The organism is Bacillus sp. FSL K6-3149 (genome assembly GCF_038630515.1).
Lineage (GTDB): Bacteria > Bacillota > Bacilli > Bacillales > Bacillaceae > Bacillus > Bacillus pumilus.
The window spans coordinates 1,424,285-1,447,442 of record NZ_CP152034.1; the positions used below are offsets into that span (position 1 = coordinate 1,424,285).

A 23,158-nucleotide genomic window follows, 5' to 3' on the forward strand; every position below is an offset into this window, starting at 1 on the left:
GGGTTTCGATATGATAAAAGAAACGAAAGCGAAAGAGGTGTGCAGGCATGGAGGAAATCAGTGCATATTTTCAAGAAATGACAGGAACCGCTTATGAAGTGGGAAAACAGCAGGCTGTCTGGATGAAGAAAAAGCAATGGCTACAGACACAATACATTCGAACAGAACCGCTTGCAAAAGAGGCTGTGAAAGAAACGAAGCAGCTGATGCGCCCTTATCTTCCTCAGTTAGAAGAAGAGATTGCTGGATTTTGTGATGAACTGCAATTAGATGAGCGCTATTTGACCTTTTTCTATTCATCTCATCTACAGCCAGGCTGTTCCCACTGCGTGAGGCAGGGGAATATGGCGGCAGGTCAACAAACGGTCATGCTGCGTAACTATGATTTCTCTCCGATATTTGATGATATGCGTCTTGTGACGACACATGTGAAGGGCTTGGCATATCATACAGGCTCGTCGCTGCTTTTGTTTGGCAGATCTGATGGGATGAATGAGCATGGTCTTTCTGTCACATTCTCTGCATGTGGTCCGCCGGTTGGAAATGAACCCGGTTTAAAGCCTCCAGCAGTTGCCGGCTTGCAAGTGTATCATGTGATTCGATCTGTTCTGGAAAACTGTAGAACGGTTGAGGAAGCCATTCGCTCTATTCAGGAAATGCCCGTTGCCTCAAATGTCCACCTCATGCTTGCCGATCGAAAAGGAGAAGCGGCTGTGATTGAAATCATTGATGGCCGTAAAATGGTGAGAAGACCGGAGGAAGGTTATATTGCAGCCACAAATCATCCAATTGCTGATCAAACAGCAAAAGGGGTGACGAAACATCATTCTGTTGTCAGATATGACATGCTAATAGAGGCATTAAAAGAACAACAAACAAGTGATTCTCTTGTTAAGCTGTTTCAGACAGAATATCCTGATGGTCTGGCTGTGCACAATTATGAGGAGCTGTTTGGAACAATGCGAACCGTCATCTTCCGTCCGGAAGAAGGAACAATGGATTATTGCTTTGGCTCTCCAATATACAATCCGACGTATTCTTTAAAAGCTGGGGGTTCACTGCCTTTTCATGAACAAAAGGTTCAATTTCATCAAAAGGATTATGGACCGTCATTTTGGAGAAATGTATGATCAGACGTTGTATTTAATTTTGTCACAGCTGATGTGCCAAAGTCAGATCAACTTAAGATTGCATCTTTTGTTGAAAGCGTTTTATATTAGGGTACGACAATAGACCTATTTTTGCAGAAGGAGGCATTTCATGTACATAACGGCACGAGAACAGAAGATCATCAAATACATCATTCAGCAAAATCGTTATGTCACGATTCGTGAGATAGCCGATTCTGTTCAGGTGAGTACAAGAACGATTCATAGAGAACTAAAATCGATTAAACTCATATTAAAGAATTATGATCTTTCACTAGATAAACAGCCGGGGAAAGGCTTGAAGGCAGTCGGTGAACAGGAGGATAAACAGCGGCTTCTTGCTCATATGTCAAATGAGGATCAAATTGAATATAGCTCTGATGAACGGAAGCTCTTAATATTATGTGCGCTGCTTGAAGCAAAGGAACCGGTGAAATTATATACACTCGCTTCCGATTTGCAGGTCACAAATGCGACGATCAGCTATGACTTAGATGAACTGACGGAGTGGATCGCGCCATACGATTTGCAGCTGATCCGAAAACGCGGGTATGGCATTGAATTAAAAGGACCGGAGGAAGCAAAACGAAAGATTGTCGGCAACCTCATTGTCGACCGGCTTGATATTCAATTATTTTTAGAAACGATTGAAATGAATATCAAGCAACGAACGAAAGCGACGGAAAAAGTGTTTGGCGTTGTCAGCAGAGGGCAGCTGCTCAAGGTAGAAAGACTTCTCTTTCATTTGAAAAATCGACTGTCACTCTCTTTATCTGATAGTGCCTATATTGCGCTTGTTGTTCACTTAACCTATGCTATCGAACGGATTCAGCTTGGCGAAACCATTCGAATGGAAGAGGAAGAGCTGCTTGAACTAAAGCGGACGAAAGAATTTGAATCATCACTGCGAATCGCAAGAGCACTTGAACGCATGTTTAATGTCGAAATCCCTGAAGCAGAGGTCGGATATATGACCATCCATCTGCGCAGTGCAAACCGCAGCTTTGGGGCAGAATACCGTATTGATGAAATCGAACTGGATATCGCGATTAGAACGAAGAAGCTCATTGATTTTATTTCAAATAAAACCGGCTACCATTTAAATGAGAATGATTCATTGTATGAGGGACTCGTTTCTCATCTTGAACCTGCCATGAACCGTTTAAAGGAAAAGATGAGAATCTACAATCCACTTACACAACAAATTAAAAAGGACTACTTTTTACTTTTCATGGCGATTGAAGAAGGAGTCGAACGTTTCTTTCCAGAGATCGAATTTCCTGAGGATGAAATCGCCTTTATTGTGCTTCACTTTGGCTCAGTGCTTGAGATCAAAAAAGAAGAAACGAACATTCATGCATTGGTCGTGTGCTCAAGCGGGATCGGTTCCTCTAAAATGCTCGCATCTCGGTTAAAAAAAGAATTGCCAGAGATCGCCGAATTCGATCTGTCTTCCTTGATGGAACTAAAAGAAATCGATGCATCAAGCTATGACATGATTGTCTCGACCGTCCCTATCCCATATGAGCATATCGATTACATCATGGTCAGTCCGCTCTTAAACGAGGATGATGCTATGCGTGTGAAGGCTCATATTAAACGAAAGATTCCTTATATGATCGAGAAAAAAAGGATGAAAGAAGCTGCCAAAGAACCGGTACAAGAATCCATTAATATGATAGCGGTTGCAGAGCAGGTGACGAATTACATGTCTGTGATTCGCAGCATCTTGTCCCATTTCACCATCGACAATAGAAAGGCGATGCCGCAGCATGAGGCAACAATCAGTCAGCTGCTTCGTCAGCTTGAAGAGGAAGGATTTATCACACATGCGGATGAGGTAGCAAGTGGTTTACTAGAACGTGAACAGCAAGGTGGTTTAGGGATTCCTGGTACAGAATTTGCTCTTTTTCATTTAAAGCATACGTTCATCAAGGAACCCATCTTTCATATTTATGATCTTGATCAGGCATACGAGGTCAAAAGCATGGACGGCGGGCAGCAGCAGATGTCACGAATGCTCATGATGCTGGCGCCGCTAGAGCTAGGCAAGGAAGGGTCAGAAATGTTTAGTCTGATCAGTTCATCCATCATTGAAAGTGAGGAAAGCATGACGCTTTATGGTCATGGGTTAAAGGAAGACATTGAACAGAAATTGCATCAGCTGTTCTATCAATTTGTCAAAGAGGCAAAGTGGTAAGAAAAAAGCCGAGAGCTTATTCGCTTCTCGGTTCAGATTGTAGACAAAGGGCTAAAATGATTTTTATTTTAGCCCTTTGTCTTCTTTTCAGCGTGATAGAAAACCTTTGCAGTCTAGGAAGGGCGAGCACCGGAGCGAAGCGAATTTGACATTCGTGAGCACCGAAGCGCAGACCTGACAAAGAATGCGAGGGTTTGTCTACACGCTGGGCCGAGAGCTTATTCGCTTCTCGGCTTTTTGGCTGTGACACAGATAGCAAGCGTTGGACGAATTTCCTCATACTCAACAGAAAAATGGTCAAACCCCGCAAACTGTAAATCATTCAATATGTTTTCACCCATCTCTTTTGTCCGGCTCGCATCAGCACCTTTTTCTCTTGGCTGCATCACAATGACGAGTTTTCCGCCGGGTTTCAACGTGTGATAAAGGTTGAGTAGGCCAGTCTTTGGATCATCCCAAATCGTAAAGTTGTTCACAGACAGTACTTTGTCATACTGCTCTCCCGGCAAACGTGTTTTCTCGATTTTTCCTACATACAGCCGGACTTGTTTGTCTTTTGACCGTTTGCTGACGCGGGATTTTGCTTGCTCCTGCATGGTGGAGGAAGCATCTAGTCCATCTATATGGAGACCTTCATAATGCTTAAGCATATGCTTGATGCTGTAGCCGGGTCCATAGCCGATTTCCAAAATGTTTTCACCATCTGACAAATCTAAATGTTGGATCGCCCACTGATTCAGTGCTTTATTTTCATTTGCCATAATGAAACCTGCAATGCTTCCGAGCCAGCCTTTTGGTTTGCTAAAGGTTTTCGAAATGGTTGACAGCATGTGAGAACGCTCCTTTTTAATGATCTAGTAACCGATTTTATCCATCTTGAAACATGCCGTTTTTCAAAACGCATCTGTGCCGCACCGGGATGTTTGAGTGAAAAAGTGAGGTGGTAATGAAAGGATACATCAACAAATCAAGGAGGAGCTTACACATGGATTTACGTGAATATTTAACAAATGGCATTCCGCGCCAAACACAGGATCAGCAGCCAGGCAGTGAAAGGGAAATGAATCCTGCGCCGATCTTTGAGGATGAATCATATCAAGGGTCTGGCAAGCTCAAAGGGAAAGTCGCACTGATTACAGGCGGAGATAGTGGAATTGGACGTGCTGTATCTGTTGCCTATGCAAAAGAAGGGGCACACGTCGCCATTGTGTACTTAAATGAACATGAGGATGCAAAGGATACGCAAAAGCGCGTAGAACAGGAAGGCGTCAAATGTTTAACGATTGCAGGAGATGTCGGTGACGAAGTCTTTTGCGAGAAAGCGGTAGAAAAAACAGTTGAAGCCTTTGGGCAATTAGATATTTTAGTGAATAATGCGGCTGAACAGCATCCGAAAGAACGGATTCAGGATATATCTAGTGAACAGCTTCACCAAACCTTTAGAACCAACTTCTATTCCTATTTTTATTTTACGAAGAAAGCACTGGATTACTTAAAACCAGGAAGTACAATTATTAATACAACATCCATTAACCCATATCGAGGCAACAAAGTGCTGATTGATTATACGGCGACAAAAGGCGCCATCAATGGCTTTACGCGTTCTATGGCTCAGTCGCTTGTGAAGGATGGGATTCGGGTGAACGGTGTAGCGCCAGGTCCAATTTGGACGCCGCTCATTCCATCTACATTTGATGAGGATCGTGTGGAAAGCTTCGGGGCAGAAACCCCAATGGGAAGACCAGGACAGCCTGTAGAGCATGTCGGCTGCTATGTGCTGCTTGCTTCTGACGAATCGTCTTATATGACAGGACAAACACTTCACGTCAACGGTGGTTCCTTTATGAATACATGATCAATAGCGCACCGCCCACCTGATTGGGCGGTGTGTTTAGTATTTCTTGCGATTTTTCTGCACAGATGAGACAGACCATACGATAATGCCCACAACAACTGCCGCAATGACAAGTGAACTTAAATGGAACATCGTTTCATGATGCATGTTCAACTTCTCCCTTCATTGAGCCTGTTTTCTATAGCATCAGCCAGAAGATCTCTTTTTATGAAAAACACATTTCTTTGTTTAATGAATGGATTGTCGTGGAAACCTAAGAGTACGGATGAAATTTGAAGGAGTGAAACGATATGTCACAAGAAGAATTAAAACAAAAGGTACTCAATCTATTAGATGAACAAAAGGTCGGAACACTGGCGACCGTTGAACAGGATAAGCCGCATACCCGCTACATGACTTTTTTCCATGAGGGACTGACATTATATACACCAACGAGCAAAGAAACACATAAAGCAGACGAAATTGAAAAAAACCCGAATGTCCATATTCTCATTGGTTATTCAGGTGAAGGATTCGGTGACACGTATGCAGAAATCGCAGGTACCGCCACATTAACCGATGATCCAGAACTGATCGACCGCCTTTGGTCTGAGGAGATGGAGAAATGGTTTAAAGGAAAAGATGATCCGAACCTAGTGATTCTGAAGATTGATCCAACATCTATTCGTTACATGAATGAAGGAAACCGTACTCCAGCTGAATTATCACTTTAACACTTGCGTAAGATGGGGGGATGTGTTATAGTTTTATATTAAGTGTTGAAATAAGCAAATAAATAAAGAAAGTAAACTTTCTTTTTTCTATGACATAATGAGAAGCAATAGAGCTTCTACTAGATAAGAACGAGACGCTGTCAAAGCGAACAAACTTATTCTTTTCCTTCTGCACCCGCCCCCTATAAAAGCGGAAGAGTGGAAAAAAGACGTTTTGATTTACAATTCACACTGGCACGGCTTCGGAGCCGTAAGGACGAATGAGAGGTAGGGCTTTCGTTGTCTTGTTATCCAGAACTTCCATGGCGTTTACTTTCAAACGTAGGTTCACTCGGAACACATATGACACACTGATATGATCGAATCTTAATTCATACACTCCGTAACGGAGATCACACATTGATTATTTATTTGCATGAAAAAAGCAAGAAAAAGGCTGCCATCTATTTGGCAGCCTTTTTCATTGGATTCATTTCATGATCACTCACTTCTTCCTTTCTTCTGATAACGCCAAATCTTCTGAATAAAAAAGAACATCACCGCAAACAAAATAGAAAAAATGAACATGTCCAAGAGTGTCACGCCTCTATTTGGGTGCACAATGCCAAACCAAACCAATTGCAGAACAAAAGAGATAGCAAAATAACTAATGGATTCTTTCATGATTTTCCCCCTTTCACTTATTTTTTTGACCTTTTAGCCATAACAGCCAAATGAAGAAAGAACCGATGACACATGATAGTAAAGTGATGGGCGGCAAGGTATGCCAGCTAGTCAGCCCCTTTACAAAACACATATAAAAAAAGAAAATGGAAATGGATACGAGCACCCATTGCTTGAACCAACGGGGAACACGCAGCCAAGCCGCTAGAATGATCGATGATAGCTTACTCATTGTGATAACATCCTTTTTTCGAATCTGATTAGATTTTATCGCAAACTACCAAGTTTGTAAAATATGGAACTTAAAGGCTGGAATGGTATTCTTCTAGCATGAAACATTCTCGTTGCACTGACGTATAAGATAAAGGAACCTCATGAAAGGAAGCGATCAAGTGAAAAGAATACCAGTGATTTTTCTCAGATATATTGTCTTCTTTATTCCAGCGATCATTCTTAGTGTCTTGGTGTGGAACCATTACCAAGATGATTTGTCAGCAGGGAAAGTGACGGAATATGACGTCAAACGAATATTTACATTTGATGAAGGAAAACGAGTGGTGAGTGCTGTATCAAAAGACCAGCAGCTCCATTTTGGAATGTATGATCCTCAATCAGGAAAAAGAATCAGTGAATGGACGACAGCAAGCGATTCGTTTAATGAAATGCTGCCATCCATTCAAGGTAACAATCTCTTACTTGCTTTAAAAAATAAAGACGGGCAGCTGTTGATCGAGAAACTAACGCCAAGCGGAGAAAAGAAAGAGCTCGTTAAGCAAAATCTACAGATACCCTCGTTTTTAAAAACGAATACATATCAATGGAATGGACGGCTTGTGTTTACAGGAGAAATGGAAGGCGCCGCTGCAGTCCTTGGTGAGCTAAAGGATGGTCAGTTTCATGTGCACAATCTAAGCGAGCTAAAGCTGCCAGCAAGGCCAGTCTCTATGGATGTTGTCATGAATTCCTTTAGAGGACAGACGCCTATTCCTATATTTGAATTGACTTTGAAAAATGACCAGAAGGCATATGTCAGCGGAGTCTCAAACGATAAGAATCAGCTTGGGGTCTATGTCTCCAAAAACGCTGAACCGTTTAGCCTCATTGAAGATAAAGTGGAGCAGCAGCTGGAAAAAACGATCGGAACATCCCAAAACTTTGCAGTCGCTGTCGAATCTAACTATCCAAAAAGACCAAGGAAAGTGAATGCAGAGGGAAGGCTTGGGGAAGTCGTCCCAACACCAAAACCGATTTATCAAACCCTTATCTACCAGCTTAATGAGGAAGAAGTTCTTCTTGCAGGCTCTACAGCAAAGGACGAAGCAAAAGGCAAGCTGACTGGTTATATTTATAACCACCGCACGAATAAGACAACGTCCGTCAGCAAGCTTTTGCAGTCGTTTTTATATGAAACGTTACAAAGAGAAGGACTCTCTTTCAATAAAAATGTGAAAAGCGATTGGATCTATTATTCAATCGACAATCAATTAACGGGTGCATTTGAGACGAAGAGCAAAGAGCTAAAGGAATTTCCTTTGAAAAAAATGATCTCAATCGAAAACGCCAGTCCTGCTCACCAAACGTCTGTTGACACCTTTATGCAATATGTCATGAAAGGCGGACCGCTCATTCTTAACTGGGCGATATGGCTGTTTATTCCACTGCTGTTATTTGTGCTAGCCATCTTCCTGCCGCCGATTTTGAGACTGGTGAGAAAGAACAAGATGAAAGACAGTGTCACATTAGAAGCCAATATTGTATCTGTCAAAGAAACGGGTACCTACATCAACGAACAGCCGCTTGTCAAAATGCAGCTGCAATTTCAATATGATGGGGAAAATATCGAGAAGGCAGCTAAAACGGTTGTATCCTACACCCAAATACCGCAGCCGGGTCAGCGTATCGCCATTCTCTACAATCCGAAGAAGAAAAAGGCGATGCTCTTAAAAGAGGGGGACTTCTCACAGACAAGTGAGCCAAAGTTCATCAAAGGCGCTGTTTTAAGAAATATAGAATCATATGGAACCGTAGGACGAGGCACGGTCTTATCGCTTACATTTGAAGCAGATCAGGAAAGGTATACCATTCCGATGATTCAAGCCGCTGGTTTTGAATTTAGAACAGGAGAAAAAGCCGACCTCGTCGACATTAGCGGTCAGTTGAAAATGGCAGCCTATGGCCATGAAGTGCGGAATCGATCGGGGAAAGACGCGACATTAACAGGAACCATCCAGCGGGTGAAGCAATATCCAGTCACGATTCATGGTCAGAAGCCGATCATGCTAGATGTGACGGTTTCTAGCGGAGATCAGTCCATCACAAAAACGGTCAGTCAATTCATCCCTGATCATATGGAGGTCGCGCCAGGAACTCAAATCACGATGCAGACAAAACAAGAAGAGCTGGATAAAGAAATCAGTCTCATGCAAGAGAAACAAGGAAGTGCAAAAGTGACCCATGTCGCATTTGCTGGTGTCATCGGCAACCAGCCGCTAGCGATCATTCAGATTGAGCGAGATGGCATGATGTATGAAGTGAAACAGCCAATCGATCCAATCACTAGCGTACTGCCGGGTGATGAATTATGGGTGGCATATCACGAAATGACGCGTCAAGCAGCCATAGTGAAATATGCCTCGATTTAAAAAATAATTCAGTGTGTAGAAAAAGGGCTAAAACGAATTTCGTTTTAGCCCTTTTTGATTAAGCTTTTGTATCATACTGGCGGAGCACCTTATCATAGGCGAAGTTGCCGAAAGGAATGAACGCCGCAAAAAAACCAGCGATCGACCATTTCAAATGCCAGCGAACTTTAAAGGTCACATATGCCAAAATCAGCATATAGATGACAAACAATGCGCCATGAAGAGAGCCTACAATGGTGACTGCCATCGGAATATCCGCAAAATATTTCAGAGGCATGGCAATTAAAAGAAGGGTTAAAAGAGACATACCCTCAATAAAACCCGCCTTTCGAAGACGGCTAATACTTGTATGCATAAACAAATCCTCCTGTATAAAAGCTAGTTTCTCATCTTCTAATATAAACGAAAGATCGTCTGGACATGCTAAAATCTACGAAAAATTCAAAATATGTTCATGTAATGCTTAAAAAATGGGAAAAAGGAAAAATCACTTAATCCGTGTTTGTTTCAGAGAGTACTTGCTTTAAGTGCATCACATCATGTAACAAATGATTCGTCATCGCTTGAACGGCTTCTGTGGAGCGGCGCTCTTTCATTTCAGAATAAATGGCAGCATGCTCTGTTTGAATCGTCTCAGCACGCGCCCCGCCGCTAAAATGAAAGATGCGGCAAAAATGAATGAGTGCATTCACATGATTCAATTGTTTACATAAGCGGTGATTGTGACTCGCTAGAATGATTTTTTGATGAAAGGCTTCATGTAACTGGACGATGTCTTTAGATGCCAGCTGCTGCTTGATTGCTTCGTCTGCCTGCGTGAGAACATGCCCAATTTCCTCCAGCTCTCTTTGCGCGGCTTCCTTGCATGCAAGCTCAACAGCAAGCGTTTCTAGGGCGATCCGAATTTGATAAAGCTCCTCGACATCTTTTTCCGTTAACGTATAGACAGAGTAGCCTGACCGATGATCAGCGATCAAGAGCTCATCTTTTTCTAAAAGTCTCATTGCCTCTCTCACTGGTGATCGGCTTACACCAAATTGTTTGGCAAGCTGTGTCTCATTGATGCGTTCCCCTGGCTGAAACTGTCCATCAAATATCATTTGCTTCAGCTGTTCATAAAATTGCATATGGTATGGTGCTGGTCTTTCCATCTCGAATGAATTCATCCTGTCATTCCCTCATTTACACATCATCTTTTGTCTCATGTTATCCAAGTTTTTCCCTCTAGGCAAGCCTGCATCGGAAAAGTCAATATCGTACAATTCAAGAGAAAAAGGGTGTGCTACACTGATGATCAGTTCAGTGAAAGAGGTGATCGACATGAAAACACAAGAGGAACGAACGGTACATTTTGATCAGGACTTGCAAATAGAGGCGTATCGCTTTCATGGCATCATGCAAAAGTTCCCGAATCATTTTCATACATACTATGTGATTGGATTTATTGAGGATGGTCAAAGACGTTTGATCTGCCAAAATAAAGAATACATCATTGAAAAGGGAGACATTCTTCTTTTCAATCCATATGACAATCATGCATGCGAGCAGATTGATCACAGTACACTAGATTATCGTTGTTTAAATATTGAAGCAGATGTGATAGAGAAGATGTTTCAGCACAAGCCGCATTTTAAAGCTCCTGTGTTTTCACAAAGTGAACTGACAAAGCCGTTATATGATCTTCATCAAATGATGACAGAAGAAGCCCCAGCTTTGAATAAACAGGAAACGTTCTATTTCTTTATGAAGCAGCTGATTGAAGCCTACGCTGATACATCAGAGGAAAAAGCGTCAGTAGTACATGCCGCCGAACAAAAAGTCCAAGACGTACAGCAATATATTGAAACACACCTTACGGAAAATATATCGTTAGACGACTTAGGAGAGCTTGTCTCCATGAATAAATACTCACTTCTGCGCGCTTTTACAAAGTACAGAGGGATCACGCCGTATCGTTATTTACAAACAGTGAGAGTGAATTATGCGAAGGAGCTTCTCGCCAAAGGAGTGAAGCCTGTAGATGCGGCAGTCTCCACCGGTTTTTCTGATCAAAGTCATTTGAGTCATTTCTTTTCAGAATTTATTGGGCTCACACCAGGGCAATATCAGCAAATTTTCACAAAGCAGGTAACAGCAGATGAAAAATAAACAGCTTCTTGGTCATCTAGCGGCCATGTTCACCATTTTTCTATGGGGATCAACCTTTATCTCAACCAAAATATTGTTAACGGCTTTTTCTCCAACAGAAATATTATTTTTCCGCTTTTTTATTGGATATCTCGCTCTGATGATGATCTATCCGGTCACTATGAAGGTGCAGCGTAAAAAGCATGAAGCGATGTTTGCGCTCGCAGGGTTATGTGGTGTGGTCTTATACTATTTTTTAGAAAATGTCGCACTCACCTATACGTTTGCTTCGAATGCAGGTGTCATCAGCTCAGTTGTACCATTCTTCTCATTTTTATTGGCTTATTTTTTATTGAAAGATGAGCCTTTGCATCGCCGGTTTTTCATAGGCTTTTTCATCGCGATGACAGGAATTGTCCTGATTAGCTTTAATGGAATGACGACGTTCCAATTGAATCCAATCGGTGATGCGCTAGCATTAACGGCGACCATTGTCTGGGCCTTCTATTCTATTTTATCGAAAATCATCAATCAATATGGATACCATATCATTCAAGTGACGAGACGTGTCTTTTTTTACGGCTTACTCTGGATGCTTCCCCTGATCTGGCACTTTAAAATTCGTATAGACTGGGAGCGATTGACGAACCCGTCGTTTGCCTTTCACTTATTGTTTTTAGGCCTGTTCGCATCAGCTATTTGTTTTCTCACATGGAGTTTTTCAGTGAAAACACTCGGTGTGGTGAAAGCGAGTGTGTATATTTATGGCGTTCCTATTATTACGATGGTCATTTCAATGATCGTTCTTCATGAGAGATTGACCCTCATGTCTGTACTTGGAACGGCTCTGACCTTAGGCGGACTGCTGCTTTCAGATAAAAAAGGTACGAAGAGGAAGAAGGAGAAACTCTCGATGCTTTTGCAGGATAAACAGGCGCTTTGATCAAAAAAGCGCCTTTATCCATTGAAAGAACATGCACTCTCTAGTAAACTCAAACTTAAACGGTCGACGGTCGACCGACAATAAAGGGGGAGAAATAAATGAAGCATGTTTCAATTGCGGCGATACCAGGTGACGGGGTTGGGAAGGAAGTTGTACCTGAAGCCATACGAGTATTGAAAGCGGTATCAGAAGTGCATGGCGGTCTGTCTTTTACCTTTCAGGATTTTCCGTGGAGCTGTGAATATTATTTAGAGCATGGCGAGATGATGCCAAAGGATGGATTACATCAATTGAAAGCCTTTGACAGCATTTTCTTAGGGGCTGTCGGAGATGCCAATTTAGTGCCGGATCACGTATCACTTTGGGGACTGCTTATTAAGATTAGGCGGGAATTTGAACAGGTGATAAACATCAGACCTGCAAAACAGCTGAGCGGCATTCGCTCACCGCTTGCTCAGCCAAAGGATTTCGATCTTCTAGTTGTCAGAGAAAACGGTGAAGGTGAATATAGTGAAATTGGAGGCCGTATGTATCAAGGGGAAGATCAGCTTGCTGTTCAAAATGCAGTGTTCTCAAGAAAAGGGACAGAGCGTGCGATGCGTTTTGCCTTTCAATTAGCAGAAAAAAGGCGAAAGCATGTGACGAGTGCAACCAAATCGAATGGGATCGTTCATACCATGCCTTTTTGGGATGAAGTGTTTCAAGACGTAGCAAAGGATTATCCAGAGGTGAAAGCAGACTCGCAGCACATTGACGCGCTCTCAGCCTTCTTTGTAACAAGACCAGAAAAATTCGATGTGATTGTGGCCAGTAATTTGTTTGGTGATATTTTGACAGACCTTGGGGCCGCCATTATGGGAAGTATTGGCGTAGCGCCTGCCGCCAACATTAATGTAAATGGTAAATACCCATCCATGTTTGAGCCTGTACACGGATCAGCTCCAGACATTGCGGGAAAAGGAATCGCCAACCCAATCGGTCAAATCTGGACCGCTAAACTCATGCTGGATCATTTCGGAGAGGAAGAACTGGGCACACATCTGCTCGAAACCATCGAATCAGTCACAGGAGATGGCTTTTTAACGGCAGACATCGGTGGCGCCTATCAAACGCAAGAAGTCACAAACGAAATCATCACACGATTGAAGAAATAATCCGTCATTAGAACCGCATCTCCACGTCTGCTATAATAAAAGGATGGATAGAAGAAAGAGATGTGAAATCTAGTGTCAAAAACAGTTGTATTAGCAGAGAAACCTTCAGTCGGACGTGATCTTGCACGTGTACTGAAGTGTCATAAAAAAGGAAATGGCTTTTTAGAAGGAGATCAATACATTGTGACGTGGGCGCTTGGCCATTTGGTCACACTGGCTGATCCAGAAGGCTACGGAAAAGAATTTCAATCCTGGCGTTTAGAGGATTTACCAATCATTCCCGAACCGCTTAAGCTTGTGGTGATGAAAAAAACAGGCAAACAATTCCAAGCAGTGAAAGCGCAGCTTGCGAGGAAAGATGTCAAAGACATTGTCATCGCAACAGATGCTGGACGTGAAGGGGAGCTTGTCGCTCGATGGATTCTTGAAAAAGCGCATGTGAAAAAGCCTTTGAAACGATTATGGATCTCATCTGTCACGGACAAAGCCATTCAAGAAGGCTTCAAACGATTAAAAGACGGCAAAGAATACGATAACCTGTATCGCTCAGCCGTTGCACGCGCAGAGGCAGACTGGATTGTCGGCATCAACGCAACAAGAGCGCTGACAACGAAGTTCAATGCACAGCTTTCCTGCGGACGGGTGCAAACACCAACGATCGCCATGATCGCCAAACGAGAAGAAGACATTCAGCAATTTCAGCCGAAGCCGTTCTATGGATTGACTGCACAAGTAGATGGACTGACTTTGACATGGCAGGATGCCAAAACAAAGCAAAACCGGACATTCCAAGAGAGTGTGATCAAAGAACGCTTGACAGCCTGCGAAGGAAAACCAGCAGTGGTTGATGCGTTGAAAAAAACAGCGAAAAAAGCTTTCGCGCCGGGACTGTACGATCTGACTGAATTGCAGCGTGATGCACATAAACGCTATGGTTTTTCAGCCAAAGAAACATTATCTACGCTTCAGCGATTGTATGAGCAGCATAAGCTCGTAACATATCCACGTACAGATTCACGATTTATTTCAGCGGATATCGTTCCTACATTGAAAGATCGTTTAAAAGGAATGAACGTCAGACCGTACGCCCAGCATGTGAACCGGATTTTACAATCAGGTGTGAAAGCGCACAAAGGCTTCGTCAATGATGCCAAAGTGTCAGATCACCATGCGATTATTCCAACCGAGGAAGAGCTGTACCCAGGAGTATTAAGCGATAAAGAGCGTAAATTATATGACCTCATTGCCAAACGTTTCCTTGCGGTACTCATGAATCCTTTCGAGTATGAGGAAACAACGGTCATCACCAAAATAGGCAGTGAAACGTTCACAGCAAAAGGGAAAACCGTGCAAGCAGCTGGCTGGAAAGCCGTGTACGATGACTCATATGAAGAAGAGGAATCAGCCGAGGCAGATCAACATTTGCCGCTGCTTTCAGAAGGACAGTCACTAGATGTACGACAGCTGAAAGAGACAAGAGGAGAAACGAAGCCTCCTGCACGTTTTAATGAAGCGACCCTATTATCTGCTATGGAAAACCCAGCGGCATTTATGCAGAACGAGGAAAAGGACTTAGTGAAAACCCTTGGTGAAACAGGTGGACTAGGAACAGTAGCAACAAGAGCCGATATTATTGAAAAGCTGTTCAATAGCTTCTTAATCGAGAAAAAGGGCAAAGACATTTTCATCACATCGAAAGGGAAGCAGCTGCTCTCGTTAGTGCCTGAGGACTTAAAGTCTCCTGCATTAACAGCGGAATGGGAACAAAAGCTTTCTAAAATCGCCAAAGGGCAATTGAAAGCTTCTCAATTCATGAGTGAAATGAAGTCATATGCCAAACAAGCTGTATCTGAAATCAAACAGACGAACCAGACCTTTAAGCATGACAATGTCACTGGCACCCATTGTCCAGACTGCGGTAAACTCATGCTGAAAGTGAATGGAAAACATGGCACGATGCTCGTTTGCCAGGACCGAGAATGCGGCCATCGTAAAAATGTGGCGAAGAAAACAAACGCACGCTGCCCGAACTGTCATAAAAAGCTCGAGCTGCGCGGAGAAGGCGATGGCAAAATCTTTGCTTGTGTATGCGGCCATAGAGAAAAACTGTCTGTCTTCGAAAAACGCAAATCTCAATCCAATCAAAAGAAAGCCAGTAAGCACGATGTGTCTAAATATATGAAGAAACAAAAGAAAGTGGAAGAACCAATTAATAACGCACTAGCTGAACAATTAAAGAAGTTAAAATTAGATCAATAGTTCTATAAAAACCCGTGCGGAAACGCATGGGTTTTTCAGTATTATTAAGTACATAGACATATTGTTTTTCTGAAAATGGGAATAAATATGCGAAAAGGCTCGTAATTTGGCATAAAATATTCATTTAAATTTAAACAAAAACGCTCTATAATAAATCGTTAGATGCTTAGAGAACGCGGAATTGAAAGGGGACACGAATGCATACACGCATATATCGTACAGCAATTGTTTTACTCATTGTCATTCTACTAGGCGGATGTACCTGGGAACAGCAGAAAGAATCAGCTGATCCAGTATCATCTCAGCCCGTTTTGCCTGGAGAATATTTTATCACTCACCACTTAATGACAGATCAAGGCTTGATTCGCACCTCTTTTGCAGAGCAGCACATCTACTTATCTGAATCACTTGGACTTTGGATGGATTATCTTGTTCGAAAAAAAGATCAAAATTCATTTGACCAACAATTTGATGTTCTGCAAGATCAATTTTTACTAGACCATCATCTTCTCAGCTGGCAAATTGAATCCGATCAAAAAAATAAGGCCAATGCTTTAGTCGATGATTTACGTGTAGTGACGGCACTTCAAAAGGCAAATCATTTGTGGAAGAAGTCAGCGTATCAAACGACAGCAAAAGAAATCGCTCAAGCGTTAAAAGAAAAAAACATGTTCAAAGGCATATTGTCCGATTATTATGATGCATCAACCAATCGAACTTCACATACAATCACACTCTCATATATAGACCCAAAAGCAATCAAAGAATTGGAATCCCTCCAAATATTCACGAAACAAATGACCAGTAACCAATTAGCCATTCTAAAACAAGCATCGAGAAAAAAAGGATTCTTTCCTAAATCCTATGACATAAAGAAAAAAACCTATTCATTCGATCAAGAAATCAATATGATCGATCAACTTTATACAGCTTTACATGCATATCATGCAAAGGTGAATACGTCCGAGATCATGAAATGGCTTAAAACGTCGTTTAAACAAGAAGGCAAACTGTACGGAAGATACAAACTGAGCACATTGAAGCCATCTGTCACATATGAATCGCCTTCGGTATATGCACTCGTCATTTTGTATGCCCTTAAACAAAACGAGCTGAAATTCGCAAAGACTGTCTATCACCGCATGAAAGAATTACAAACTCAAGATCCTCTCAAGCCTTATTACGGAGGATACATGAACGAAAAAGAGACACACTCATTTGATAACTTATTGCCTTTAATTGCAGAAAGGGAGCTTCTAAATGAATCGGTTGTTCAGTAACACGTATCGCTTGTACTATTCTCTGCTCCTCACGTTTGCAGGCCTTATTTTGTTTATGGGCTACCTTAACGTACAAGATGCGGAGAGCTTTATGATCATCGCACTGACATTTGTCGTGTTAGGCTGTGGTATTTTATTTGGTATCCTACCAGCATTAATTTTCACCTTACTGTTTTTGTTCTTTATAGGAAGCGTCATGTTCTTTACAGAGCTTGGTCATGAAAATTCCCTTTTTTCAAATCAAACATTGCAAGATGTAGTAATTTGGGGCGTAGCACTTCTTTTTTTCGCTATTTCAGCGGGAAGCTTGCATGAAAGGATCAATACGCTGCGTCACACCATTGAACAACAAAAGCAGGCCATCAAACAATTTGTGGCGATTGACTCGACAACAGGATTTGACAATGCTGAGCGGATGAAGCTCGAATTATCCGAGGAAATGAAACGGGCAGAACGGTACAAACAGCCATTTGTCTTTATCCTTCTTCATATGAATTACGCAGCGGAATTCAAATCGTTATATGGAGAAAAAGAAATGCAGCATCTATTTCAGCAATTAAGTCTCAAGATACGCGAAAGCGTAAGAGAAACCGATAAAAAATTTCGGTTATCTGAAGAACGAATGGGCTTGCTGCTAACCCATACACCAGAAGAAAATGTGTCAGTTGTCCTTGATAAGCTAAAGGATAAACTGCAAACGCATGTCCTATTAAACGGTCGTGAAGTGACCTTGACATTTCATGTCTGTCATTTAACAAGCAGCTCGGATTATCGTACGCCAGAGCAGTTTTTAGAAGAACTAGAAAAAGAGATGATGATGAATGAACTTTAATTCTTTGATGAAATGTTGTTTGATGATCACGCTTTTTTCGATTCTTTCGTTTAAACACATGGCTTCAGCCGATGCGCTCGTCACGCAGCCAAATACACTGATCGTTTATTCCACACCATCGGGGGAAGTGACTCCAGCCGTTCATATGCTGGAGCTACTCGCCGGTCATTTTTCAAAACAGATGACGATTGTATCTGATGAACATTTGGCTGAAAAGAGGATGAATGAATTTCAGCAAGTCATTTATCTTGGAGAAATAAAGAGAACCCTGTCAAAACAAACCATTCGTGCGATGAACGAATCACAGCAATTCATCGCCATTGGATACAATGCGGAACAGCTTCGCCCATTCTCCAAGCTTACTTTTCACAAACAAGATCATATCAGTCAATTGAAACATACACATGATCAGACATACCGTCAGCTAGAGAGAAGGATCAATGTGTTAACGGTTCGAGGGACAGACTTGGAAAATGAATTTCTAGTGAAGAAACGTCAATCTGATCTGCCATTTGTGACCCAGACAAAAGAAGGTACGGCATATATCGGTATCTTAGATGTCGTGCAACACAACAAGCTTCTTGCAGAAGTGCTAGAAAAATACATGCCATCTTCTGTGCAAATGAAGACAAAATACTTAATGCTCGGGAACATCAGTCCAGCAAGTGACGAGAAGAAGCTACTAGAACTTGGACAATACGTATCCGCACAGCATATTCCTTATCAAATTGCAGTGACCCCTGTTTGGATAGATCGAGCAACAGGTGATGAAGTCACACTGAGCGACCGCCCGAAGCTCGTGAATGTGTTAAAACAATTGCAAGAAAATGGAGCGAGTATCATTCTTCATGGCTTTAGCCGTACGTATCGAACGGAGGAATCTGGTCAGGGATTTGAGTTCTGGGATGCAAAATATGATCAGCCCATCACGACAAATGATCCAAAAAATGCAGAGAAGAAACAAAGTAAAAGCCAATTCCCAAATGAAAAAGACTTTCATACGTATACCAAATTGAATCAGCAGCAAGAAGTCGCCTATACAGAAAAGAAACTGACAAAGGGCATTGAGCTTCTTGCTAGGCAAGGCTTATATCCTCTTGCGTTCGAGGTGCCGCATGATGCGATATCACAAAAAGGTTATGAAGTAATTTCAAAGCATGTGTCCAGTCTATTTGGACAGGTGCAGCTGTCAGACCGCACTTGGAAAACAGCCGGTGCATCGCCGCTCGTGACGTCTCCTGCCATGTTACACGGCATGACCTTATATCCTCAGCAGCAAGTTGAGCAAGTGTCTGACAAAGAAGGTTCAAATGTTTTAACTGAACAGACGATTCAATCCGTGCAGCATCTGCAATCAGCCGCAATCGGGCTGTCCTATGACGTGGAGTTAGGGATAGCAGGGTTACAGGATTTGATCACACAGATGGAGGCAATCCCTTCTAGCGAATGGCTGGATGTAAAGAAAACAAAACAGACGGTCCAAACTGCACATGTAAAAATCCAAACATCTGGGAATGGACATATTCAAGTAGAGGAATCCAACATCGCCGAAACAAAAACAGTCAAACGAAGTGGCATGGAAAATATGCTGAGAATTCTCACGGTCGTGGTCATGCTGTTTATTGCGGCATTTGCTTTATACACATTGTATTTAAGACTGACAATGAAAAAACGAATTTTTAAGGAGAGAAAATTAGGTGGCTGATGTCTTATTTTATCTTTCATTAATGCTCATTTGGATCATGCTTCTATACCACATGTTTCTCATGCAGGGCGGCTTTCAGCATTACCTCACCTATGAAAAAGTGCTGCCTAAATGGACAAAACAAGGGAAAGAGCTGCCGACCGTCAGTATCCTGATTCCTGCTCATAATGAAGAGGTCGTCATTCGGCAGACATTAAAAGCGATGGTTCAGCTATCTTATCCTAAACACCTCCTTGAAATCATTGTGATTAATGACAATTCTTCTGATCGCACAGGAGAGATTGTGCAATCATTCAGTGAGCAATATGATCATGTCCATATGATTGAAACGAAGCCGCCATTTGCAGGGAAGGGAAAATCCACTGCACTGAATGAAGGCTTGAAGGCTTCAACAGGAGAAGTGATTTGCGTATACGATGCAGATAACATGCCTGAACCAAAGGCTGTCTATCATTTGGTTCTTGGATTATTAAATGACCCAAAAGCAGGCGCTGTTGTCGGGAAATTCAGGGTGATCAATGCAACCAAAAATTTGCTGACCAAATTTATTAATATTGAGACCATCTGTTTCCAATGGATGGCGCAGGGCGGGAGATGGAAATGGTTTGGTATTGCAACAATACCAGGTACCAACTTCGCCATCCGCCGGCACATTTTAGAAGAGCTCGGCGGCTGGGATGTCCAAGCTTTGGCCGAGGACACCGAATTAACGATCCGTGTGTATAACCTGGGATATGTGATTCGATTTTTTCCAGCTGCGATCACATGGGAACAAGAGCCTGAGACATGGAAGGTCTGGTGGCGGCAAAGAACGCGCTGGGCTAGAGGGAATCAATATGTTGTCCTTAAATTTTTAAGGCAGTTTATGAAGCTGAAACGAAAACGAATGGTTTTCGATTTGTTTTATTTCTTCTTTACGTATTTCTTATTTTTCTTCGGCGTTCTGCTCTCAAATGGCATCTTTATTGTAAACCTATTTGTTGATCTTCATTTATCTGTAGGGGCTGTCGCACTAATCCTTTGGGGATTAGCCTTCTTCCTCTTTCTAACAGAAGTGATGATTACATTAAGTATTGAGAAAACAGAGCTCACCAAACAAAATATTCTCATTGTGGTCCTCATGTACTTCACCTATTCTCAAGTATGGATTGCGCTTGTCGTGTACTCCTTATGTGTAGAGGTGAAGAGCCGATTATTGAAACAAGAAGTGAAATGGTACAAAACAGAGCGTTACGATCAACAACAAAAGAAAAGCGGGTGACAAATTGAAATCGGTCAAATGGATGTTTTTAATATTAGCGCTATCCCTTGCCATTCAGCCTTTTTTCATGGCAAGTCAAGCAATGGCGCAATCCAATCGAATACAAGTGAAAGACGATTGGGTTCACTCATCAAAAGGAAATCAAACAGAAACGCAGCATCTATCAGAAGATGTGGTGACCTTGTATGGTCAAGAAGACCGCACTGAATTTTCCTATCAAATGGAGAAAGAAAAAGTAGAGTCTAGCACTCTTACATTAAATATAGAGGCTTCACCATTACTAATATCGCCATCATCTTTCACAGTGATGATCGATGGAGAGATTGAAAAAACGATCCCTGTATCGGGGAAAAACCCAAAAAAATCGATTCAAATCAAATTGAACAAAACGCAACTGAAAAAAGGATCTCATCAAATTCAGCTCGCATTTTATGGTGTGTTAAAAGAAGGTGTGTGTATCAACCAAGAGACGCCTGCCAATTGGCTGAAAGTATATCCTGAAAGTGAGCTGGCGTTCAAAGGAGTTCAAACGAAAGACGTGACGTTAGACAGCTTCCCTTCACCATTTATTCCATCAGGTGATCAGGAAGAACAAACAGATATTGTGATTCCAAATAAACCAGAAGCGGCTGAATTAGAAGCGGCTATGAAAGTATATCGTACGTTGAAAAACAAAGACCGCCTAGCAGACCTCAAACTCGTTCAAGAAAAGGACGTCGAGCAAATTACGCACCCAACTATTGCTGTTGGAGCAAAAGGAAGCTGGAATGGACGAATGAAATCGCTCGAGCAAGCGGCTGGAATTAAAACAGAAGGCGATCAACTTACGTTAGCGGTGAGAACCCTGACAGCAAAGAAAAAAGAACAGCCCATTTTATTTGTCACTGCTAAGCAGCCAAAGACAATTGCTGAAAAAATCAATGTCTTGACTCAGCCAGAACTGACAGGTCAGCTCACTGGAACCGACTTGCTGCTGCAAAAGGTGACAGCTAGTGCTTCTAAGCCATCTCATCATATTTCCTTAATAGATTTTGGCGCAGATGATGTCAAAGTTGGAACCAAAAAGGCAGCATCTGATCATTACTATTATCCGAAAGCATTAATGGCTCAACAAAAATCAGGTGCAAAACTAAATCTATCATTTAAAAAATCAGATCCAGCGAACAAAGCAGAGCGTCTAACAGTGATGATCAATAACGAACCGCACGACGTACCGTTAACAAAACTAGGAAACAAAGATGAGAATGGGTTCTACCATGTGTCGATTCCAGTAGATTCACAAGTGCTTCAAAAGAACGAATATGTGGACTTACAGTTTGTCACAACAGGTTTTAAAAACATGGAATCCTGTAGACATACAGATGAAGAAGGCTGGATTTACATTGATAAGAACAGCTCTCTTCAAATACCAGAAGGAACAACTAGTGATACACCGGACTTAGCCGCATGGCCGCTTCCTTACACTTCAGAAACGGAGCAAGGAAACACATTGATCATTATGCCAGATCAAATCAATCAAGCCTCAATCAATCAAATGGCTATGCTGACCGAATCATTTAGTCAGCCGGAAGCTGCTCAATATCATTTAATTGAAGCATCGAATGTGACAAATGAACAATTGAAAAAGAACTCTCTCATTTTCATCGGAGGCATCCAAACATTCTCTCTTTTAAAAGAAAAAGCAGATGATCTCATCGTTCCAGCGAAAAAGGGTCAATATGATGTATCCTCATTTGGCATGATCAACGAAACAACAGCTCGTATTGTATGGACGCAGCCATCCGTATGGAATAAAGAACAAACCATGACCGTTTTTTCAGGAATGACGGCAGCTGACGCTGATATATCAAATGAAGTGATTCGATTCCTTCAAACAAATACTGAGACCGCAACAGTTGCAATAGAAAGCAAAAACAAAGATGTGTTCTCTAATCACCAAACAGTCAGCAATGCAAAAAATGATCTTAAAAAAGGTGAAAAGCAAGGCGTCGGTGATTCTTGGATTTACTTTGCATGTATCGCTGTACTGATCATTTTTGTCGTTGTGATGATTGTTTATTTCGTACGAAAAAACCGCAAAAAGACTGATTAATAAACGGTCAAAAGACCTCGAAAAAATCTCTTTACTTTGGTGTCAAACGGGAGTATGATCTCTTTTATAAAAGACCAATCGCTGAATCATTTCGATGAGCGGGGGAACCAATTTTGGTGGTATAAAACACCATGTGGGGTGAATCCTTTTAAGGTAGGGCAAAGTCTCATGCGCCCGAATCCGTCAGCTAACCTCGTAAGCGTTAAAGAGAGCAAAGACCAACCTGTGATCTAAACAATAGACACAGGGGCATTCTATTGCCTCTGTGTCTTTTTGGCGATCCA

The 23,158-nt window shown here is 42.0% G+C and carries 19 protein-coding genes and 1 riboswitch; of the genes, 14 read left to right on the forward strand and 5 right to left on the reverse strand.

Annotated features, from left to right (window positions below; translation table 11 throughout):
• Positions 1–47 precede the first annotated feature (47 nt).
• Positions 48–1,130 (forward strand): C45 family peptidase, encoded by a 1,083-nt coding sequence (locus tag MHB83_RS07215; protein WP_342496766.1) that lies wholly within the window; start codon positions 48–50, stop codon positions 1,128–1,130.
• A gap of 130 nt (positions 1,131–1,260) precedes the next feature.
• A complete protein-coding gene (locus tag MHB83_RS07220; RefSeq protein WP_342496767.1) occupies positions 1,261–3,348 on the forward strand; it encodes a BglG family transcription antiterminator in 2,088 nt (695 codons plus the stop codon).
• 218 nt (positions 3,349–3,566) lie between these two features.
• Here MHB83_RS07220 and MHB83_RS07225 read toward each other — a convergent pair whose 3' ends face one another.
• Entirely contained in the window at positions 3,567–4,178 is a 612-nt protein-coding gene (locus MHB83_RS07225; RefSeq protein ID WP_342496768.1) for a class I SAM-dependent methyltransferase, read from the reverse strand.
• 155 nt (positions 4,179–4,333) lie between these two features.
• On the opposite strand from MHB83_RS07225, the gene MHB83_RS07230 reads away from it, so the two are divergent.
• Both MHB83_RS07230 and MHB83_RS07235 read left to right on the forward strand, forming a co-directional pair.
• Positions 4,334–5,203: an SDR family oxidoreductase gene (locus MHB83_RS07230; RefSeq protein ID WP_212046389.1), complete on the forward strand. Its 870-nt coding sequence runs from the start codon at positions 4,334–4,336 to the stop codon at positions 5,201–5,203.
• A gap of 290 nt (positions 5,204–5,493) precedes the next feature.
• Positions 5,494–5,916 (forward strand): pyridoxamine 5'-phosphate oxidase family protein, encoded by a 423-nt coding sequence (locus tag MHB83_RS07235; protein WP_003213986.1) that lies wholly within the window; start codon positions 5,494–5,496, stop codon positions 5,914–5,916.
• A gap of 480 nt (positions 5,917–6,396) precedes the next feature.
• On the opposite strand, the gene MHB83_RS07240 is transcribed toward MHB83_RS07235, so the two are convergent.
• Complete coding sequence (locus MHB83_RS07240) at positions 6,397–6,579, reverse strand: hypothetical protein (protein WP_003214089.1); 183 nt, start codon at positions 6,577–6,579, stop codon at positions 6,397–6,399.
• A 13-nt stretch (positions 6,580–6,592) separates the two neighbouring features.
• A complete protein-coding gene (locus MHB83_RS07245) occupies positions 6,593–6,811 on the reverse strand; it encodes a hypothetical protein (protein WP_251191103.1) in 219 nt (72 codons plus the stop codon).
• Positions 6,812–6,971: 160 nt separating this feature from the next.
• On the opposite strand from MHB83_RS07245, the gene MHB83_RS07250 reads away from it, so the two are divergent.
• Positions 6,972–9,221 (forward strand): hypothetical protein, encoded by a 2,250-nt coding sequence (locus MHB83_RS07250; RefSeq protein WP_342496769.1) that lies wholly within the window; start codon positions 6,972–6,974, stop codon positions 9,219–9,221.
• Between the two features lie 58 nt (positions 9,222–9,279).
• On the opposite strand, the gene MHB83_RS07255 is transcribed toward MHB83_RS07250, so the two are convergent.
• The gene (locus tag MHB83_RS07255; protein ID WP_003214125.1) at positions 9,280–9,576 is read right to left on the reverse strand and encodes a DUF3817 domain-containing protein; all 297 of its coding nucleotides are present in this window, start codon (positions 9,574–9,576) and stop codon (positions 9,280–9,282) included.
• A gap of 136 nt (positions 9,577–9,712) precedes the next feature.
• Positions 9,713–10,387, reverse strand: a complete 675-nt coding sequence (locus MHB83_RS07260; protein ID WP_065098821.1) for a GntR family transcriptional regulator — start codon at positions 10,385–10,387, stop codon at positions 9,713–9,715.
• A 154-nt stretch (positions 10,388–10,541) separates the two neighbouring features.
• On the opposite strand from MHB83_RS07260, the gene MHB83_RS07265 reads away from it, so the two are divergent.
• From MHB83_RS07265 to MHB83_RS07305, 9 genes are all read left to right on the forward strand, one after another.
• Positions 10,542–11,369, forward strand: coding sequence for an AraC family transcriptional regulator (locus MHB83_RS07265; RefSeq protein ID WP_106036163.1), 828 nt, complete (start codon positions 10,542–10,544; stop codon positions 11,367–11,369).
• Positions 11,359–12,291, forward strand: coding sequence for a DMT family transporter (locus MHB83_RS07270; protein ID WP_342496770.1), 933 nt, complete (start codon positions 11,359–11,361; stop codon positions 12,289–12,291). Before MHB83_RS07265 ends, MHB83_RS07270 begins: the two co-directional genes overlap by 11 nt.
• Before the next feature lie 98 nt (positions 12,292–12,389).
• Positions 12,390–13,445, forward strand: coding sequence for a tartrate dehydrogenase (locus MHB83_RS07275; protein ID WP_342496771.1), 1,056 nt, complete (start codon positions 12,390–12,392; stop codon positions 13,443–13,445).
• 72 nt (positions 13,446–13,517) lie between these two features.
• A complete protein-coding gene (locus MHB83_RS07280) occupies positions 13,518–15,704 on the forward strand; it encodes a DNA topoisomerase III (RefSeq protein ID WP_003214040.1) in 2,187 nt (728 codons plus the stop codon).
• Positions 15,705–15,901: 197 nt separating this feature from the next.
• Positions 15,902–16,984: a glycosyl hydrolase family 8 gene (locus MHB83_RS07285; RefSeq protein WP_106036112.1), complete on the forward strand. Its 1,083-nt coding sequence runs from the start codon at positions 15,902–15,904 to the stop codon at positions 16,982–16,984.
• Positions 16,965–17,816 (forward strand): GGDEF domain-containing protein, encoded by an 852-nt coding sequence (locus MHB83_RS07290; RefSeq protein WP_034620220.1) that lies wholly within the window; start codon positions 16,965–16,967, stop codon positions 17,814–17,816. Before MHB83_RS07285 ends, MHB83_RS07290 begins: the two co-directional genes overlap by 20 nt.
• Positions 17,806–19,521 (forward strand): DUF2334 domain-containing protein, encoded by a 1,716-nt coding sequence (locus MHB83_RS07295; protein ID WP_340988844.1) that lies wholly within the window; start codon positions 17,806–17,808, stop codon positions 19,519–19,521. Before MHB83_RS07290 ends, MHB83_RS07295 begins: the two co-directional genes overlap by 11 nt.
• The gene (locus tag MHB83_RS07300) at positions 19,514–20,782 is read left to right on the forward strand and encodes a glycosyltransferase (RefSeq protein WP_113386728.1); all 1,269 of its coding nucleotides are present in this window, start codon (positions 19,514–19,516) and stop codon (positions 20,780–20,782) included. Before MHB83_RS07295 ends, MHB83_RS07300 begins: the two co-directional genes overlap by 8 nt.
• A 4-nt stretch (positions 20,783–20,786) precedes the next feature.
• Positions 20,787–22,874, forward strand: a complete 2,088-nt coding sequence (locus MHB83_RS07305) for a cellulose biosynthesis cyclic di-GMP-binding regulatory protein BcsB (RefSeq protein WP_342496772.1) — start codon at positions 20,787–20,789, stop codon at positions 22,872–22,874.
• A gap of 69 nt (positions 22,875–22,943) precedes the next feature.
• Positions 22,944–23,091, forward strand: a riboswitch (cyclic di-AMP (ydaO/yuaA leader).
• The last annotated feature ends 67 nt before the right edge of the window (positions 23,092–23,158 follow it).

Excerpts from the sequence above, each read along its gene's own strand:
- MHB83_RS07295 (WP_340988844.1), top strand. The coding sequence starts at position 17,806 with ATGAACTTTAATTCTTTGATGAAATGTTGTTTGATGATCACGCTTTTT.
- MHB83_RS07285 (WP_106036112.1), top strand. The coding sequence starts at position 15,902 with ATGCATACACGCATATATCGTACAGCAATTGTTTTACTCATTGTCATT.
- MHB83_RS07290 (WP_034620220.1), top strand. The coding sequence starts at position 16,965 with ATGAATCGGTTGTTCAGTAACACGTATCGCTTGTACTATTCTCTGCTC.
- MHB83_RS07230 (WP_212046389.1), top strand. The coding sequence starts at position 4,334 with ATGGATTTACGTGAATATTTAACAAATGGCATTCCGCGCCAAACACAG.
- MHB83_RS07270 (WP_342496770.1), top strand. The coding sequence starts at position 11,359 with ATGAAAAATAAACAGCTTCTTGGTCATCTAGCGGCCATGTTCACCATT.
- MHB83_RS07255 (WP_003214125.1), bottom strand. The coding sequence starts at position 9,576 with ATGCATACAAGTATTAGCCGTCTTCGAAAGGCGGGTTTTATTGAGGGT.
- MHB83_RS07275 (WP_342496771.1), top strand. The coding sequence starts at position 12,390 with ATGAAGCATGTTTCAATTGCGGCGATACCAGGTGACGGGGTTGGGAAG.
- MHB83_RS07225 (WP_342496768.1), bottom strand. The coding sequence starts at position 4,178 with ATGCTGTCAACCATTTCGAAAACCTTTAGCAAACCAAAAGGCTGGCTC.
- MHB83_RS07265 (WP_106036163.1), top strand. The coding sequence starts at position 10,542 with ATGAAAACACAAGAGGAACGAACGGTACATTTTGATCAGGACTTGCAA.
- MHB83_RS07260 (WP_065098821.1), bottom strand. The coding sequence starts at position 10,387 with ATGAATTCATTCGAGATGGAAAGACCAGCACCATACCATATGCAATTT.
- MHB83_RS07240 (WP_003214089.1), bottom strand. The coding sequence starts at position 6,579 with ATGAAAGAATCCATTAGTTATTTTGCTATCTCTTTTGTTCTGCAATTG.
- MHB83_RS07245 (WP_251191103.1), bottom strand. The coding sequence starts at position 6,811 with ATGAGTAAGCTATCATCGATCATTCTAGCGGCTTGGCTGCGTGTTCCC.
- MHB83_RS07215 (WP_342496766.1), top strand. The coding sequence starts at position 48 with ATGGAGGAAATCAGTGCATATTTTCAAGAAATGACAGGAACCGCTTAT.
- MHB83_RS07235 (WP_003213986.1), top strand. The coding sequence starts at position 5,494 with ATGTCACAAGAAGAATTAAAACAAAAGGTACTCAATCTATTAGATGAA.
- MHB83_RS07220 (WP_342496767.1), top strand. The coding sequence starts at position 1,261 with ATGTACATAACGGCACGAGAACAGAAGATCATCAAATACATCATTCAG.